The 17,326-nt window shown below is 44.7% G+C and carries 16 protein-coding genes; all 16 read right to left on the reverse strand.

The genetic code is table 11. From position 1 onward, the window contains the following. Nucleotides 1-9: 9 nt before the first annotated feature. Complete coding sequence (locus dnm_RS18475) at nt 10-759, reverse strand: AAA family ATPase (protein ID WP_207678381.1); 750 nt, start codon at nt 757-759, stop codon at nt 10-12. Continuing rightward, nucleotides 756-2,363, reverse strand: a complete 1,608-nt coding sequence (locus tag dnm_RS18480) for a GumC family protein (protein ID WP_207678382.1) — start codon at nt 2,361-2,363, stop codon at nt 756-758. Before dnm_RS18480 ends, dnm_RS18475 begins: the two co-directional genes overlap by 4 nt. Before the next feature lie 321 nt (nt 2,364-2,684). Then, nucleotides 2,685-3,935, reverse strand: coding sequence for a porin family protein (locus dnm_RS18485; protein ID WP_207678383.1), 1,251 nt, complete (start codon nt 3,933-3,935; stop codon nt 2,685-2,687). A 38-nt stretch (nt 3,936-3,973) separates the two neighbouring features. After that, a complete protein-coding gene (locus dnm_RS18490) occupies nt 3,974-4,738 on the reverse strand; it encodes a polysaccharide biosynthesis/export family protein (protein WP_207678384.1) in 765 nt (254 codons plus the stop codon). A gap of 59 nt (nt 4,739-4,797) precedes the next feature. Next, nucleotides 4,798-4,947 carry a hypothetical protein gene (locus dnm_RS18495; protein WP_207678385.1) on the reverse strand — a complete coding sequence of 50 codons (150 nt, stop codon included), beginning with the start codon at nt 4,945-4,947 and terminating at the stop codon, nt 4,798-4,800. Between the two features lie 24 nt (nt 4,948-4,971). Continuing rightward, nucleotides 4,972-7,380: a tetratricopeptide repeat protein gene (locus dnm_RS18500; protein ID WP_207678386.1), complete on the reverse strand. Its 2,409-nt coding sequence runs from the start codon at nt 7,378-7,380 to the stop codon at nt 4,972-4,974. An 819-nt stretch (nt 7,381-8,199) separates the two neighbouring features. Beyond that, nucleotides 8,200-9,126, reverse strand: coding sequence for a polysaccharide deacetylase family protein (locus tag dnm_RS18505; protein WP_207678387.1), 927 nt, complete (start codon nt 9,124-9,126; stop codon nt 8,200-8,202). 521 nt (nt 9,127-9,647) lie between these two features. Next, a complete protein-coding gene (locus dnm_RS18510) occupies nt 9,648-10,130 on the reverse strand; it encodes an acyltransferase (protein ID WP_207678388.1) in 483 nt (160 codons plus the stop codon). A 94-nt stretch (nt 10,131-10,224) separates the two neighbouring features. Next, entirely contained in the window at nt 10,225-10,446 is a 222-nt protein-coding gene (locus dnm_RS18515; RefSeq protein WP_207678389.1) for a hypothetical protein, read from the reverse strand. 355 nt (nt 10,447-10,801) lie between these two features. After that, nucleotides 10,802-11,866, reverse strand: a complete 1,065-nt coding sequence (locus dnm_RS18520; protein WP_207678390.1) for a 3-oxoacyl-[acyl-carrier-protein] synthase III C-terminal domain-containing protein — start codon at nt 11,864-11,866, stop codon at nt 10,802-10,804. Between the two features lie 19 nt (nt 11,867-11,885). After that, nucleotides 11,886-12,122 (reverse strand): acyl carrier protein, encoded by a 237-nt coding sequence (locus dnm_RS18525; protein ID WP_207678391.1) that lies wholly within the window; start codon nt 12,120-12,122, stop codon nt 11,886-11,888. A 1-nt stretch (nt 12,123) separates the two neighbouring features. Continuing rightward, nucleotides 12,124-12,999, reverse strand: a complete 876-nt coding sequence (locus dnm_RS18530) for a formyl transferase (RefSeq protein WP_207678392.1) — start codon at nt 12,997-12,999, stop codon at nt 12,124-12,126. After that, nucleotides 12,986-14,512, reverse strand: a complete 1,527-nt coding sequence (locus dnm_RS18535) for an amino acid adenylation domain-containing protein (RefSeq protein ID WP_207678393.1) — start codon at nt 14,510-14,512, stop codon at nt 12,986-12,988. Before dnm_RS18535 ends, dnm_RS18530 begins: the two co-directional genes overlap by 14 nt. 174 nt (nt 14,513-14,686) lie before the next feature. After that, on the reverse strand, nt 14,687-14,932 hold the full coding sequence (locus dnm_RS18540) for an acyl carrier protein (RefSeq protein ID WP_207678394.1): 246 nt from the start codon (nt 14,930-14,932) through the stop codon (nt 14,687-14,689). Then, nucleotides 14,911-16,164, reverse strand: coding sequence for a hypothetical protein (locus tag dnm_RS18545; RefSeq protein WP_207678395.1), 1,254 nt, complete (start codon nt 16,162-16,164; stop codon nt 14,911-14,913). The genes dnm_RS18540 and dnm_RS18545 overlap by 22 nt, the downstream gene beginning before the upstream one ends. Continuing rightward, nucleotides 16,142-17,242: a DegT/DnrJ/EryC1/StrS family aminotransferase gene (locus dnm_RS18550; RefSeq protein WP_207678396.1), complete on the reverse strand. Its 1,101-nt coding sequence runs from the start codon at nt 17,240-17,242 to the stop codon at nt 16,142-16,144. Before dnm_RS18550 ends, dnm_RS18545 begins: the two co-directional genes overlap by 23 nt. Between the last annotated feature and the right edge of the window lie 84 nt (nt 17,243-17,326).

Raw genomic sequence — 17,326 nt, forward strand, 5'->3', positions numbered from 1 at the left:
CAAAGGTGGTTACATCTGATTCAGTATAAAGCCCAAAAATTTATCTTTAGGAATCAGTTCAAGAGCCTTTCTGACATCATGGACAGAGGTCCTTCCCGCCTGAACCACCATGAGAATACAGTCAGCCAGAGGCGCAAGGGCAATGGCATCCGCTTTTCCGAGGATGTGAGGAACATCTAAAAATATATAACGATCTTCATAACGGCTCTTCATCTCTGCAACAAGTGTTTTCATCTTCTGAGAGCCGAGAAGTTCCGAGCTGTCCTGGATCATCCGCCCCCCGGAGATGACTGACAGTTTTTCAACATCCGGCCGGATAATAATATCTTTAAGGGGCCGGTTATCCAGAAGATAATCAGCCAGCCCTCTTTTACTCGGAAAACCCATGTAATGTTGGATATTCTGGTGTTTCAGATCGCAGTCCGCCAGCAGCGCGTTTCCGTCAAAGGCTTTGGCAAAAGTGACAGCCAGATTAATCGCAGTCAGGGTCTTTCCTTCTCCCGGGTGCGCGCTGGTGATCATCAGTGTGTTCCAGTCTTTTTCCCGGGTGCGCTGCTGGATCTGTTCCCGGAGAACTCTGTAGAAATCCGTCTCCTTGGCATATGGAAATATGCACACGCATCGGTTTTCACCCGCTTTTTTAAGATCAACCTCGGCAAATCCGGGGTCGGAAGAGGCCGCCGGATTTTCAATTGGTATTGCTGACCTGTTTTCCCATAGTGATTTTTTTCTCCTGCTCAACAGTTTTTTCAGTTTCATGGTCTTATCATCTCCATGACCACCTCGGGTAAAATTTGATGTTTATCCAGTAATCGTGCAACCTTGGCCCGGAATATGTCAAGATCCATGACCAGATAGTGAAACGCGGCCACGCCCGCGGCAATCACCAGAATCACCCCGATCATAAGGATAATACGTTTTATTCTTATGATATTTCTGTCCCTTTTGGTGACGATTACGGGAATACTCGCCAGAACAGGAAAAGAGGTGGCAGCGACAAGGGTTCCGGCATTTCGTACCGAAGGATCAGTGAACTCCTTTAAAGCCCCGATGCCGGCTCCGGCTCCCATACCAAGTACAACCCCGATTAATATGATTGCCTTTCGGTTCGGTTTAAAGGGTTTTTCCGGAAGTCCGGGCGGATCAATCAGCGTAAAGCGTTCTCCTTTCTGTCCTTCCTCAAGGCCGTATGCCACCTTGGCCTCCATCAGTTTTCTCATAAGGTCATTCAGCTTGGCATGTGTGTTGTTCCTCTCCATGACAAACTCATTATATTGCTCTTCGAGCTTGGGCGTGGCTTCGATCCTGCCGCGATATTCATCCATATTCCGTTCGAGTTTGCGGATCTGCTGTTTAACGGATTTAAGATCAGCCCGGGTGCTGGCAAGCTGGGACGCCAGTGTGATGTATGCCGGGTTATCCGGGCGATCATTTTCGGCGTCAGATATACCGGGCAATTCCCCCATTTTTTTTTCAAGTTCTGCAATTTCATTTGCTGTTTTGATCACATCCGGATATTCATCGGAAAACTGACTTCTGAGATATATGAGCTGAATCTTCAATTCTTCCAGCCGGTTTTTGTCCTGGTCCAGTTCTGGAGGAATACTGGCGAGCTGGGTCTGAAGATAGCCCTCTCTCTCCTTCAGACTGCGTAACTGCTCTTCCAGGCGTTCAATATTGCGTTCAATATTGTTCAGCCCCTGAATATTAAGCTGGAGCATCTCAGGAAGCTCGTTAATATGCTCCTTTTTGAAATCTGAAATATTTTTTTCAATCGTGGCAAGGTCAGTTTTCACTTTTTCCATCTCATCTTCCAAGAACAGGGAGGTTTCTTTGGTCTGACGCTTTCGAACCTGGAGGTTTTCTTCAAGATACAGAGAAGCGAGCATGTTGGTAACCTGCTGAACCTTGGTCGGTGATTTTCCCTCATAAGAAAGCGTAAAAGCAATAGTGGCAGACATGGCTCTTCCGGTGCGGCGGTCCATTACCTCGGTGCTGATGGTATTCAGCATGATATCCTCACGCATCTTTTCAATAATTTCCTCAGTGGTCCATCTGCCCTGCAGGTCCTTATATAGTCCGAAACGGCTGATCATCTCAGAAAGTCTTGAAGTACTCATAATTCGCTGATTAATGGATTGCAGACGCTGCTCAACATAACTTGTCACTGTGGCCATGACAAAATCAGAGGGAATCTCCTGTCCTTCAATGAGAATCGTTGCCGTGGATTTGAAGACAGAGGGTAGCATCATGGCAACAGCCGCGGCAACTGAAAATACGATAAAAGCTGGGAGAATTATGCTCCATTTTCTCCGCTTCACAGCGTCAACATAATCGTTCAGCGTCATCTCATTTGCTTCCATGTAAAATAACTTCCTCCTGAATTTTTTCTGAGTCAGAACTTTTTAAGAACGCTGACTAAATAAAATAATAAAATTCCCATTGCTTTGCTTACCGAGGCTTGATAAGTACCAGATCATAAGTTTTCTGATATCTGTTCGGAAAAGAAACCCGGCTTTTTTCCCGGAATGATCCGCGGCCTCTGAAGGAAAAAGCCGGGTTTCTCCGCCGTTCGCAGGCAAAGATATATAAAAACTTTTGTTCAGGTACTTAAATCCTCATGAACGTCTCGGATTTGCCAATCCGAACCGAGCATGACGGGAATGTTATTCAACATTCATTGGTTACTCGAAAAAAGGATAGCGGAAAATAAAGCGTGTGAAGATAAGATTCCGGTGTGTTGTTGTGTCCGCTTCCCTGTCTATGACGGTGGTGAACGCATAAGACGCTTCAAGACTGATATCTCTTGTAAAATCGTAACGAAGCCGGGAACTGATACGCAGGGTATGTTCCTCATCTGTCGTGACACCTTCCTGGTCCGCCAGGTTCAGGTAGTATCTTGCAGACAAATTTCCCCGAAACTTGTCTGTAAATCTTTGATTAATATTGAATGCCAGCATTGTCCTTTCAGTTGTTCCGACTCTGCCGCTGGCCGCTCTGATATCCTGGGAAAGCGTAAATGTCCATTTCATAAGCTCGCCTGTAAAGGTCAGATCAACTTTCCCTGTTGTAGCCCATGCTTCATCTTTTTCAACATAAGGCACAAGCTGATAATCTGATGTCCATGCATATTTATTGTATTCGGAAAAAGTGTAACGACCGCCAAAATCAACGAGAAGGCTCAGGGTTTCACTCAGCTCCCAGCTTGCGCCGACAGTCAACAGATAATTCTCTGTTATTGCGCTCGTAAAATCATATCGGGCATATCCCAAGTTCATGCGTCCCACCATCAGCGGGACAAAGTAACTCAGGTTATGTGTGAGACCGATATTTACGCTATCAGAACGGTAAGTGACGAACTCAGGGTCATCAAAAGCATCCTCATCATACGCGTATGACAGGGCCATTGCAGTTATTTCCGAAACAAGATAGCTCCCTGAGAAAGCACAGTGATATCGCTCACGCGTTGCTGTGCCCAGAACAAGACCGGTTTCTTCCACATCCCTGTCCCGTCGGGAATCCTTTATGTAGGATGCCTCAGAAGAAGCCCGCATTCTCTCTGTCAGGCGATAAGCGATTTGCCCTGTATAATGATGATTCAGCGCGTTATATTCATTGTTTTCAGCATATATGACCTGATCAATCCGACCGGAAAGACCTGAATCGAGTCGCTCTGTCCTCTCTGTGAGTTTTACTCCCGGTGAGACGGTTGTGATGAAATCTTCCGCATATTCATTATATTCCTGCTTCAAAGCCATTGAAGGAATGAGTATGAATTCATCCCCCCTTATGTTGTATGGGGAAAAAAGCACCTGAAGAATAACTGACAAAGATAGAAGCGTAATAATTTTAAAACGATGCATGAAAGTTCTCATTGAAGCCTTGAGTTTCGAGTTTCGAGTTTCGAGTTTCGAGTTTCGAGTTTCAAGTTTCAAGTTTCAAGTTTCGAGTTTCAAGTTTCGAGTTTCAAGTTTCAAGGCACAACAATCACATCCGCCCTTTTGAGCCGGATGTTCTGTTCCAAGTGGATTCCGTCGGAAACATCGTCATATCTGAATTCAAATATCTTTGTCTGATCTCCCTCCTCCCGGAATATTTTAATTTTATTTCTTTTTGCAAAAGGATTCAGCCCCCCGGCCATAGAAAGCGCCTGCAAAACATTAATATTGGTATTCAGAGCAAATCGGCCGGGATTATTGACCTTTCCGATAATATAAATCAGCATGCTGTTTACTTGCTGAACTTCCACAGAGAGAACCGGTTCAAGTATGAACCGGGGAGATATCCTGGCTTCCAATTCTTTTTTTAACTGAGCGGCCGTCTTTCCCGCGGCCAAGATTTCTCCGATCAAAGGAAAGGACACCTTTCCATCCGGAAGGACCGTTGCCAACCTTGTCATATCATTATTTTTCCAAACAGATATATAAAGAACATCCCCGGAACCGATAATATAAGGCGGTCTTGGCCACCCCTCTGCAACATCAGAAACCTTTTTCGACCCCTGATCAGGGAGAATTTCCTCTTCAGTCGCCATAGGAAATTCAGAAGTCTGTTCCGGCCCCTGTTCAGGGATTTCCTTTTCAGTCATTATAGGAAGTTCAGAAGTCTGTTCCGGATGCTTACCGGAGATTTCTTCTTCAGTCATTGTAGAAATTTCAGAAACCTGTCCCTGAACAGGAATTTCCTGTTCAGCAGTTACAGAAAATTCATTTTCCTCAACGGCCCATACAGATGCCACTATTATACATATCCAAATGAAAAACAATAGCTTTATTATACATTTCATCATTCATGTTTTCAGTTTCGAGTTTCGAGTTTCGAGTTTCGAGTTTCAAGTTTCAAGTTTCGAGTTTCAAGTTTCGAGTTTCGAGTTTCGAGTTTCGAGTTTCGAGTTTCGAGTTTCAAGTTTCGAGTTTCAAGTTTCGAGTTTCGAGTTTCGAGTTTCAAGTTTCGAGTTTCAAGTTTCGAGTTTCAAGTTTCAAGTTCCGACAATATCTTTTTTGCTTCTTCTTTTCCATAGAAGCTTTCATCCGCATCAACTGCTTTTCGGAGTTTTTCTTTTGCCTCGCTCATCTGTCCGGTTTTATAAAAAGCCATGCCCATATGGTAATTAAGGACAGAACTTTCAGGATCATTGGAAAGGGCTTTTTCGATGAGAGCCAGTGCGCGGTTAGGTTCGCCTTTTTTATAGTAAATCCATCCGAGGGTATCCATAACCACGGGTTCATCAGGCCGAAGTTTCAGAGCTTTCTGGGCCAGAGTGAGTGCTTTTTTAAGGTCTGCCTCGGACTCAGAATGCTCACAGAGCAGAAAAGCGAGGTTGTTTGCCGCGGTCCAGAGGTTCGGATTCATTTCAAGCGATTTTTCGTAAACCTCCCGGGCTTTGGGATAATCCTCGCTTTGTTCGTAAAGATGCCCCAGAGACAAATAAGCAGCAATATTTTTGGGATTGGCCTTTAATGCGGCCTCAAATTTTTCAACAGCTTCTTTTTTCTTACCCTGGATCAGGTAAAGTCTGGCAAGGTTGTTATGAGGTGCCTGCCACAGCGGCCGAATATCAATGGCTTTCTGAAACGATTCCTCTGCTTTGTCATAATCTTTTCGGGTGGTATGGATTCGGCCCAGCAAATCATGGGAAAATGCTTCTTTGGGGTTTTGCCGGATACGCGCTTCACAGATTGAAATGGCAGTATCAAATTTTTTCTGTATCATACAGATCCGAATCAGAGAGGTGAGTATGGACGCGGAACGCGGGTTGGCTTTGTATCCTTGTTCCATCTCAGTCATTGCTGCTGCCCATTTTTTCTGTTTGGCGTACACGCGACCGAGTTTCAAATAGCTGAGAGGATTTTCCGGAGCCTTCTCCTTTATTTTTTTATATTCTCTCTCGGCACGATCAACGTCTTTCAGACCAAGGAATAAATCTCCCAGGTTTGCCCGAACTTTGTGATCATCAGGATTATTTTCCAATATTTTTATCAGTTGATTTTCAGCTTCTTTATAGTCTTTTTTAAGCACATAAACGCGTGACAAAATCATCCGCGCATCCCTTGATCCGGGATCAATCTTCAAGACTTTCTGAAGTGTGTCAATGGCAAGCTCAGTTTCCTGATTCAATATATGGGCCTGTGCCAGCCGAAGAAGCCCGGTTACGGACTGTGGTTTCTCATTTACAACAGTCCTGAATTCGGAAATGGCGTTCATCCCGTCACCTTTCAGGAGACAAATATTTCCTTTTGTAAAATGAGCATCCACATTTTTAGGACTCTCTCTGAGTACTTCATCCACATATTTTTCCGCTTTGTCAATGTCCTTCAGCAAGAGATAAACCTTTGCAAAAGCATTTTTAGTCCGGATGATACCCGGACTTGCGGGGTCTTTATCAAGCGAGAGGCATTTTTGTAACACCTCAAGAGCCTTATCTGTTTTTTTGAGATTCAGATATAAATCACTCAGCAGAAAGCGAAGATCAAAGCTCTTTTCAATCTCGCTGATTCCTGCTTTAAGTTCCCGTTCGGCATCCTCAAATTGTTTTTTTGTAACATAGAATTTGGCGATATTTATCCGATTTTCCTCATTTCTCGGATCTGATGAAATGATTTCACTGAGCAGACCAGCAGCCTCTGTCTTACGGTCAAAATCCCAATAAATACTGGCCAGAGTAAATTTGTGACTCATTTTGTCCGGCTCCAGTGCGATGATCTTTTTAAGCACTTCCGCAGCGTCTTCTGTCCGCTTATTTTTGTTGTAAAATATGGCCAGTTCAATATGAAGTCTCACAGACTCAGGATTTGCCCTGATCCCGCTTTTAAGCGAATCTTCTGCATTCCGGGCATCTTTTGTTTTCGAATACGCTGAAGATAGCAACCGATATACATCAGGTTTTTTTATACCCTTTTCCAGAAGCCCTTTCAAATGTGCGATAGCCCCTTCGGCATCTTTTTCAGCCAGCAAAACAGCTCCTTTCAGAATGAGCGCCTCCTGATTTTCAGGATCCGCTTTCAGAATCAGTTCTGCTTTTTCCCTGGCCTTATCAGCAACCTTTCCACCGAGGAACAATTTCCCGAGTTGCAGGTGGGCATCCAAATGGTCCGGAGAAAGTCCCACGGTTTTCAAAAAAAGTCCGTAAGCTTTTTTGAAATCTCCCTGTTTAAACGCTGTCATTCCGAGCATGTAATAGGCATCTGCAAATTCAGGATCAATCTGAAGCGCGTTTTTGAATTCCAACCGGGCCTTTATATAGTCCGCGTTTTCATAAAGCGATTTGCCTTTTTCCAGGAACTTTATTTTTTTTTCTTCAGGACTGCTACAGGCCATTATCAAAATACCCATGAGCATTATCCAGAATGTTACAGAAAATCTGTTAAGCAAAATTTGCATTTTTCCTCCTGTAAAATATAACCACCAATAATTAAAATTATTTCATTCAAAAAACACAAGAATCCCCTCTGTTCTGTCAGACGGGATTCTCTTGTTATCAAATACTATGAAAATATTCAAGACTGTTTCGTTTAAAAAGTATAAAAATTTTTTCTCTCCCATCACACGGAATTTTTCTTGTTACTCGATAATCAAATTTTTTTTCTGTCATTCCTGCGAAAGCAGGAATCCACTGTCTTCGGATTCGTAAAATCTGCGGAAAACGGATTCCTGCTTTCGCAGGAATGACAGGTTTTTGTTCGATTCAGGTCAAAAACTTGATTATCAAGTGTTAATAAATTTTTTAGTTAGGAATAAGGACAAAAAAATTTCCCCATAAAGCCCGGAAGGTTGTCAAAATCTTCCGGGGCCGGCAATTGCAAACAGACATGTATTTCATCCATATTTCTTACGAACTAATGGCAGTGTTTCAGTACGGTAAAAGAAATGTTCACTCGATGTTCAAGTTTTTTCTGTCATTCCTGCGAAAGCAGGAATCCACAGCTCCCGGAATCGCCGCATCGGTTAAAAATGGGTTCCTGCTTTCGCAGGAATGACAAGTTTTTTGTTCGAATCGGATCAAAAAACTTGATCATCGAGTGTTCAGTGATCTGGCTTTAACATTGCCACTATTCTGTCAACAATACTTTGCAAGGCGGGGCGTTTGGTATTTTCGGGTTGTACGGGATTACCCTTTTATTATCGGATAAGAGAACAGCACATGGGGTGAATTCTCAAAATCAGTCCGAATTTTTTTTGCTCTGTTTTCGTAATGATTTTTCATTTCTGATACTCGGCTGTTAAGAAAGATGTGACTTCCCTGGGCAATGCATGCCAATACTGCCCCTCATATTTCGTTTTTATGTAATTTAAAAAATTTGAATAATACGTGGCCGGGTATTCCTCAAATCCCGATTTTTCTGAATCAAAATTCATATAATCAGGGTGGGTGTTCACAAGGGCCATTCCGCGTTTTTGCATAATCCAATCCAGTTTTTGCTTCCAAATAGCTATGTTTTTCTCTTTCATGAGAACAAATAATGTGAAACCCTGGGGCAGGGTATAGGGAAGTTCCATATATCCCTCACAATTGGAATTTTTTGTCACCCAAAACGGAAAAATCGTAGCAACCCCGTCAGGCTGAGGTTCAAAAGGATCTGTATCAAATGTGGATGAATCATATTCAATAGCCAGATCATGGATCCAGTCCAGGTTGTGATGCATGGCCGGAGAACGAAAACCCACCGCGTCCCATGCTTTTAAGTAATGATTAATCCTGAAGGAACGTTCCTGGAATATTTCCTTTGACTGAAAAAGCTTGCCATCATGATTCAGACCATGAACCCCCACCTCAAATCCGTTACTCTTCAGGTGATTACGCAACACAGCGGAGACTCTGTAACGTTCAGGAACAAAATTAAAAGCAGATCGAAATCCTAACTTTTTCTCAAGTTTCATTAGGTTAAGAGATTTTTTCTGACCTTTTGCAGTGTCCACATCATGAGTCAGGACTAAGGCAAACTTTTTCTTATCAGGCCATCCGGGCCATTTCATCGGTGGCTTGCTGGCTTTTTCAAGAATCGGCCAGACATTTGAGAAGGCCGGACGTTTTCGACGGATGTATTTGCTCCGCATCCATATTTGAAACCTTCTCGGAATCATTGGTTTTAATTGATAATAAGCTGAATTCATTTTCAATCTGTCCATCTTCAGATTCCTTTCTTTCCTATTCTGTTATAAGCAGATATCAGAAAACTTTGCGGGTGCTTATTACTCGATGTTCAAGTTTTTTGACCCGGTTCGACTAAAAAGCCTGTCATTCCTGCGAAAGCAGGAATGACAAAAAAAACTTGAACATCAAGTATTAGGAATTTATAAAAATCTAAACCATACAAGTGTCTGAATTTTAAATTGAAAGGCTCAGATACTCAGACACTTTTCTTATTCTCAGCAGATCGAAAAGCTTTATTACTTCTCTGAAATTCCAAATAATTTCTGGCATCATCCTGAAAAATAAGGACAAATCTCTCGGACACAACTTTCTGTTTTTTCCGAATCTCTATGGAAATTCGGAAAAAACATTTTTTAGTTAGTTATGTTTTAAACATACTGTTTTTATAATCTTTTTTGATTGGAAAAGTCCAAAAATTAAAATCAGTATGTTGAAAAAAAATTTCGATCTACTGATTCTGCTTTTTTCTCTGAACAGGACAGAAAACAAATATAAATTAAAGTTTTCGTAACCCTGAAAGAAATTCCTTATGACTTACACCCTTTATAAGCGGACGCGTCACCCTTGCCAAAGGCGATGCTGAAGGGGGCCCGTATAAAACACCCGGAGGGACGTTTTTATTTATCACGGAACCCGCGGCGATGACCGATCCTTCGCCTATGGTCACATCATGAAGGATAACGCAATGCGCTCCGATGTAAACATTCTTTTCTATCACCACCTTTCCGACTCTTTTACCGGGCTTGTACTTTCCCCAGTAAAAATGAGCAAATATTGTGCTTCTGAGTCCGATCCCGACATTGTCTTTTATAATGACATTTTCAGGATGAACCTCATCTATGTAAACATATTGGCTGATCCATACATTCTCTCCCATCTGAACGCCTCGGGCCCTGTGCAGCCACGGTCTGAATGTAAATCCTCCGGGAGCAAAAAATGCAATTTTGGCAAACAGTTTCTTGGTCAGTGACGAAGCCATTTCAATCCTCCAATTATCTCCTGATAATGTTTAACGCCTAAGGTTTTACTTCTATTTGTCCCCTTCGACAGGCTCAGGGAACGCCGCTCCGGACTCAGGGAATGCCGCTCACGCCGCTCCGGGTTCGGACAACGCCGCTCCGGGTTCGGGGAATGCCGCTCACGCCGCTCCGGGTTCGGACAACGCCGCTCCGGGTTCGGGGAATGCCGCTCACGCCGCTCCGGGTTCGGACAACGCCGCTCCGGGTTCGGGGAATGCCGCTCACGCCGTTCCGGGTTCGGACAACGCCGCTCCGGGTTCGGGGAATGCCGCTCACGCCGTTCCGGGTTCGGACAACGCCGCTCCGGGTTCAGGGAATGCCGTTCCGGGTTCGGGGAATGCCGCTCCGGGTTCGGGGAATGCCGCTCCGGGTTCGGGGAATGCCGCTCCGGGTTCGGGGGAACGCCGCTCACGCCGCTCCGGGTTCGGACAACGCCGCTCCGGGTTCAGGGAATGCCGTTCCGGGTTCGGGGAATGCCGCTCCGGGTTCGGGGAATGCCGCTCACGCCGCTCCGGGTTCGGGGAATGCCGCTCACGCCGCTCCGGGTTCGGGGAATGCCGCTCACGCCGCTCCGAGGCTCAGATCACGCCGCTCCCTGAGCTTGTCGAAGGGAGGGAGGGGACGACGGCTTTTACTTCTCTACCAGCTCGCAAAATTTCAAAGGCCCCATATCCATAATAAGCCCTCCCCAGGAAAGGCCCACGCCAAACCCGGACATACAAATCTTCATTGTTTTTTCTGATAAAAGATGGCTGATATTGTGGCAAATGTTTACCGGGACAGATGCGGAACTGGAATTTCCATAATTTTCAACCACATTGGCCGGCATTTTTTCCACAGGGACATCCAGTTTTCGCGCAAGCTTTTCAAGCATAAAACGATTGGGCTGATGAAACATAAAATAATCTATCTCATCCATGCCCATGTCTGCAAATTGAAAGAGCGATTTTATTGCATCAGGCACGTCTGTCTGAGAAAAAGTAAACACCCCGGCCCCGTTCATATAAAAATCCTCGTCACTCCTCTTATTGCCGTCCGGCAGTATCCTGACCTCACGCGTTTCCTCGGTGGAGGGGGCCCGAAAGGCTCCTGCCGGTACAATAAGCCAGTCACTGCGGGAACCGTCCATTTTCAGATTCAGAAAAATATCATTATCCTCATCTGTATTTTCCACAACAGAAATTGTTCCGGCATCACCGATAAGCGGATAAATATTCCGATCTTTGGGACATGAACAACGGCTCAGGGTATCACCGTTCAGAAGAATCACTTTGCTGATAGTGGGTTGTCCCAGCAGCATAAATGCCTGGAGAAGACCATACAAATACCCCGCACATCCATGATTAATATCAAAACACAATACATCGGGTCCGAGCCCCAGTTTGCCATGCAGAATCGCACTGGTGGGCGGAATAAAATGATCCGGCGTCTGGGTGATAAAAATCAGCGCGTCAATGTCATCTTTGTTCAGCAGCTTCTTATCCAACAGATATTCAAGCCCGAAAAGGCAGAGGTCCGAAGCGCATTCATCCCCCTCTACGATACGGCGTTGGTTAAATCCCATTACTTTCTGAAGTTTCAGGCATTTTCCTTCTGAAAAACCATAAGAGTCCATTTCATCCAAAAAATTCACACAATGACTCGGAACCACCGACAAAATACCTGAAATTTTTTTGTTAAAAAACTTGAAATCCATGATAACCTCCTTGTGAAAATTAAGGATGACTGAGGGACAGATAATGCTGTACGAACTGCCCAAGGGTTTCAAGATTCATGAAATTTTCCGGCGTGACATCTTCCCCGTCAATGGTAAAAGCAAACTTTTCTTCCAATGCGGCAACGATGGTCACAATATCAAATGAATCAAGGAGACCGTCTGAAATGAAATTCTCAGATTCGGAAAAATCATGCTCAGGATGAATATCCTTTAAAATGTCCAATACCTCACGCATATTAAGCCTCCTTTTGCAGAAAGAGTCTGATTCTTCCTTGTTTGTAAATAAATTCAGCTTCGTTTAAATTCCCGTCCGAAGAGCGTTTAAGAAGTAATTCCCGACCTCCGGGCCTGGTTTCTTTGTTTATTTCATACCGAGGTGCGACATATATTTCTCCGTTTATGCTGATTTTCGGAGACGGCATCAGTTTAAAAGGCCCGTAGTCTGTGCTGCGCAGGAAGCGTCCCATGAGATCGAAATCCCAGGAAGTCTCTATATATCCGTTATTTGGTATGTCATTACGCTTACACATCCGGCCTTGTCCCGGACCCTGGGGGCGTCCTGTACACTCAGGAGAAATAAATGTTTGCCAATATCTGGAAAAAATATCCGTGCCCAGTGATATTGCACGCATCATGACTTTCAATGCCGTATCTGTCTCAGATATGGAAAATTCTTCCTGGCGCAGTATGTCGCCGTTGTCAATACCGGCATTTACCAAATGCCATGTCACACCGTGCCGGGATTCCCCGTTGAATATTGCCCAGGTGGTTGTGCTTCGTCCGTGACCCGGATATGACGGAAGGAGTGAATTATGAAAATTTATAATTCTCAGATTATCCTTTTTTAATACGGTCTCCGGAAATAAATAGTTGTTGTTAATGCTGAACACCACCGTGGGATCTGTCAGCGAATTTAACAACGCTGTTGTCTTATTCCGGGACGGTCTTTCAAAAGGAATATCAAATCTGGCGCACAGCCCCTCAAGCGTGGGAAGCCCGCTTTGCTCTGTCTCCCATATGCATTGAACCGGGACATTTTCAGAGAGCAGAATGTTGGTGCAATCTGCCGGCATTTTCCCAAAGCCCATTACGATGATATTAAAAGAACTCATTTTTCAACGCCTTTCTGTCAATTTTGCCGTTGGGATTAAAAGGTAATTTTTCAAAATAATGAGACTTCCTCGGAATCATATAATTGGGCAGGGTCTGAATCAGCGATTTCCTTAAATCACTTACAGAGATTTCCGCTTTTCCTTCATAAAAAAGTGTGATCTCCTGTTTGTCTTCATTGTAAAGAACACAACAATTATCAATATGAGGAATCGCCATGACCGCGGTTTCGATTTCTCCCAGCTCAATGCGGTTTCCCATGTGCTTAATCTGGGAATCTTTTCTGCCCACATAGATAATTTCATTACGGCCATTCTGATACACAAGGTCCCCTGTCCGATAAATGCGGTCAGGATAGTTCTTCTGAAGGGGATTCTGGGTAAAGACCTGTTCGGTTTTTTCAGGATTGTTCCAGTATCCTAAGGCAAGAGATGATCCTCGGACACAGAGTTCTCCCTGCTCTCCGGCCCTGGCAGGGCGATCCTCATCATTGAGAATGAGAATGCCTGAATTATGGCATGGAAATCCGATGGGCAGACTTTCATGGGGTTCATACTTCTGATTTACAATAAAATAGGTGCAATCCACTGTGATTTCCGTAGGCCCGTAGAGATTCACATATAATTTATCCGGCAAAATTTCCTGCCAATAGGCCAGATGTTTTGTGGGCATGACTTCACCGGCAAAAACCACCTTTTTAAGGGCTGGCAGCCGGTCCGGGCGCAAGAGGTTCATTTTGGAAATATTGACCAGCACCGAGGGAACGAAAAAGATAAAGGTGATCTCCTGTGCTTCCATGTATTCGATGAGTCTCACCGGAAACACGAACAGACCGTCGGGAATCAGGTCAAGTTTTGCCCCGACAGCCCAGCTCAGATAAATATCCAGGGTTGAATTATCAAAGTATAACGGGGCCTGGCTGCCGATAACCTCATTATTAGCGACGTTAAGACAGGGGATAGCCCATTCAATATAATCAATAACGCCCCGGTGCGGAATGACCACCCCTTTTGGTATTCCCGTGGAACCGGAGGTGTGCATCACATAGCAGGGGTCCGTGTCAATAATCTGATCGGTTGTCTCACGGGCTTTTGCAATTAATTCGTCCACAGGGCGGGTACCTTGGGGAATATCTTCCAGGAAAATAATGCGTTCATCAGGTACGGATAACTCCTGCAAGTCTTCCGCATAGGCCCGGGCGCTCACGATCCGATACGGAACAAGGTTTTCAATAATTGCCTTTAGGCGGTTTTTGGGTGATCTGATATCCACAGGCGCATAAAAATTTCCTGAAATCAGAATGCCTGCAAAAGATACAATGGCCGAAATTCCCTTGGGCAGATAAACAAGTATCGGCTGGTTTGTTTCGCGGCCCTGTTTCAGTTCTTCCGCGAGATCCGAGGCGCTTGAAAAGAGCTGACCAAAGGTTAGGACGCCCTGACCATCTGTGACACAGGGAGCGGAAGGATAGTCGCCGGCCGTGAGATAAAGAAAATTGATCACACTGTTTTTCATTTTTTTTGGCCTCCTCTCTTTTTCCGAAACCTTTGACGTCCCGGATGTTTTATTTAACCACAAAAGAAAAATATTCTGCTGCTGCCTGTTTTCACCCTCTTTTGTCCGGAGATATGCCCGCTGATGGGAAACTTCTAAAAACCGAACCACACGATTTATGGTTAAATTTTATTTTTAACCAAGCTTCTTCTCAATAAAGGCGATGATGGCAAGCACCGAATCAAAGTTTTCAGGATCAAACTCATCTTCGGCCGGAACAATACCAAATGCCTCATCAAAAAAATCTATCAATTGCAGTGTGGTCAGAGAATCTAAAATCCCCAGATCAACCAGTGACGCATCATCCTGAACTTCATCATCAAATCCCTCATCTTCAAAGGCTTTGTTCATAAATGTTCTCACAATTTGTCTGGTTTCCATTTGTTCCTCCCCAAAGCAACTGCGGCAACAGGGGCTTTGATACCGATATCCCGAAATACTGCTTTCCGGGATTCATCTAAAAGAATGGCTTCGTAAGCGATATCAGAAGCATATGCCTGGAGTAAGATATTCATCATCTGATATCCCACTTCCCAGAGCGATCTCCCAAAAGTTTCGTTTCTTCCCAGGACAATAAACGTATCATCTGACGGAAAATGCTTTTTCAACTGCTCATTAAGCTCTTTCTCTGTCTGGCCTATTTCCTCCAAAGAATGGGTGGGCCTGTTTTTTCTCCAATTGACATACCTGAATATTTTACCATTTAAGATCAGATAAACACCTGATATATTCTGTTCTCCCCCCCAGGTCGGTATGGTCATCCCCCAGGCTCTTGATTTATAAAGGTGAGGGGTTCTTCCTCTTGCGGCCCAGAGGAGCTGACCTAGAGAATGCGCTGTTAATGCTTTGGCAGACTTATGGTGAATTGTCAGGCTGCTCAGAGCAGGGATCAGCGGTTTGCTCCCTTTTCTGTCAGGATCCGGAAACGTCCCTTTCAGCCAGGGTTTGTTCCCGACAGGGGGTGAGGTAATCCAAAAACGGCCGGAATACGTGGGCTTCATGGCGTCCACTCTGATGTTCACAGTGGAATGCTCGGTCTCTGACATCCGTGTTCCGTCCTTTCCGAGATTCTTAAAAACCATGCCGATTCCCAGGGCCGAACAGATCAGCCCCGCAGTCTGCTGCTGCATTCCGCTTTCGACCATGAGCCAGTCTCTATCAATCCCGGAAACACGGTTATCAATGATAAAAGTGAGGATGTTTTCTCTGATCCGGACATCCAAATGGTGAGGGGTAAAACGGGGGATTTTGATAAATTCTCTGACTTGGCTGATTTGCTCCGGGGACAGTTTTCTGTTTTTGTCAAACATTCCCCAATGAAATATCTCAGGCGCTTCGTTATAATCGCTGGTGCATCTGGAATTCAAAGCGGTTTCAACTGGGATGCCCGGGCCTTCACGCGGAAGCTCGGGCACAGTTCTTTCGCTGTCCGTCGGTATTTTAACAGGCTTCATAAAAAAACGACCTTTGATAAGGTTGATCAGTTCTGACACCGACGGAAATCCGTAAGCCGGAAGGGCGATGAAAGATAACCCCAGGGTTCCGGCATACTTCAAAAAAGTTCTTCTTCTGACAGAGATAAGAAAATGACTAAACCAACTGGCTGATTTCATAAGTCACCTTTTCAAGCTGTTCTCTTTTAAGCTCCGGAAACATGGGTAAAGACAGCAATTCTTTGGCGTATTTTTCAGCGACAGGGAAATCCCCCTCTCCATATCCCAGCGACTGATAAGCCTCTGTAAGATGTATCGGCACAGGATAGTGGATCCCGCAATAAACATCCTTTTCCGCTAACGCGCTCATCAGCGTATCCCGATTTTGAACACGTATTCCGTAAATATGATAAACATGCCGGTTATACGCTGCTTCTTTCGGAAGAATGACATCACTTATACCGCCCATCAGCTCATTGTAAATTTTTGCGTTGGTTCTTCGTTCGTTATTCCATTCTGTAAGATGCTTTAATTTTACACTCAGGATAGCGCCCTGAATCCCGTCCATACGGGCATTCCATCCGATCATTCTGTGGTGGTACTTCTTTGACTGTCCGTGGTCCCGCAAAATACGAATCTTATCTGCCAACTTAGGGTTGTTTGTGGTCACAGCCCCGGCTTCTCCGCAGGCCCCCAGATTTTTTCCAGGGTAAAAGCTGAAACATCCCGCATCTCCCACAGACCCGGCAAGTTTGCCTTTGTACTTAGCACCTTGGGCCTGACATGCATCTTCGATAACAAAAAGTCCGTGTGCTTTGGCGATGTCCATAATGGGGTCCATGTCCGCCATCTGACCAAAAAGATGAACCGGGATGACCGCTTTGGTTCTCGGGGTGATCGCAGCTTCAAACAACTCCGGATCCATCGTATATGTTTTTTTATCCACGTCCGCAAGCACAGGCGTCGCATTACAGAAACTGATGGCCTCGGCAGTTGCGATGAAGGTATTCGGCACTGTGATGACCTCATCATTCTGACCAATTCCCAGGGCCAGGAGTGTCAGCCAGAGGGCTTCTGTGCCGCTGCCCACGCCAATGGCATGTCGGCATTGACAAAAATCGGCGAATTCCTTTTCAAACTGTTCTACAAAAGGGCCGCCCGCGAAAGCAGTCCTGTCCATCACCTGCTGTATCGCGTCTGTAATTTCATTGCCTATGGATTCATACTGCGCCTTGAGATCTAAAAATGGGACTGTCATGTTATTTTCCTCAGTGTTTTGGCAGGGTATCCTGCAACGATTTTCAAAAATTCCCCGAACCATTAAAACAAATATTAATATACA

The organism is Desulfonema magnum (assembly GCF_017377395.1).
Classification (GTDB): Bacteria; Desulfobacterota; Desulfobacteria; order Desulfobacterales; family 4be13; genus Desulfonema_C; species Desulfonema_C magnum.

Excerpts from the sequence above, each read along its gene's own strand:
- dnm_RS18510 (WP_207678388.1), bottom strand. The coding sequence starts at position 10,130 with ATGGCTTCGTCACTGACCAAGAAACTGTTTGCCAAAATTGCATTTTTT.
- dnm_RS18480 (WP_207678382.1), bottom strand. The coding sequence starts at position 2,363 with ATGGAAGCAAATGAGATGACGCTGAACGATTATGTTGACGCTGTGAAG.
- dnm_RS18520 (WP_207678390.1), bottom strand. The coding sequence starts at position 11,866 with ATGGATTTCAAGTTTTTTAACAAAAAAATTTCAGGTATTTTGTCGGTG.
- dnm_RS18535 (WP_207678393.1), bottom strand. The coding sequence starts at position 14,512 with ATGAAAAACAGTGTGATCAATTTTCTTTATCTCACGGCCGGCGACTAT.
- dnm_RS18530 (WP_207678392.1), bottom strand. The coding sequence starts at position 12,999 with ATGAGTTCTTTTAATATCATCGTAATGGGCTTTGGGAAAATGCCGGCA.
- dnm_RS18525 (WP_207678391.1), bottom strand. The coding sequence starts at position 12,122 with ATGCGTGAGGTATTGGACATTTTAAAGGATATTCATCCTGAGCATGAT.
- dnm_RS18540 (WP_207678394.1), bottom strand. The coding sequence starts at position 14,932 with ATGGAAACCAGACAAATTGTGAGAACATTTATGAACAAAGCCTTTGAA.
- dnm_RS18500 (WP_207678386.1), bottom strand. The coding sequence starts at position 7,380 with ATGCAAATTTTGCTTAACAGATTTTCTGTAACATTCTGGATAATGCTC.
- dnm_RS18545 (WP_207678395.1), bottom strand. The coding sequence starts at position 16,164 with ATGAAATCAGCCAGTTGGTTTAGTCATTTTCTTATCTCTGTCAGAAGA.
- dnm_RS18475 (WP_207678381.1), bottom strand. The coding sequence starts at position 759 with ATGAAACTGAAAAAACTGTTGAGCAGGAGAAAAAAATCACTATGGGAA.
- dnm_RS18505 (WP_207678387.1), bottom strand. The coding sequence starts at position 9,126 with ATGGACAGATTGAAAATGAATTCAGCTTATTATCAATTAAAACCAATG.
- dnm_RS18550 (WP_207678396.1), bottom strand. The coding sequence starts at position 17,242 with ATGACAGTCCCATTTTTAGATCTCAAGGCGCAGTATGAATCCATAGGC.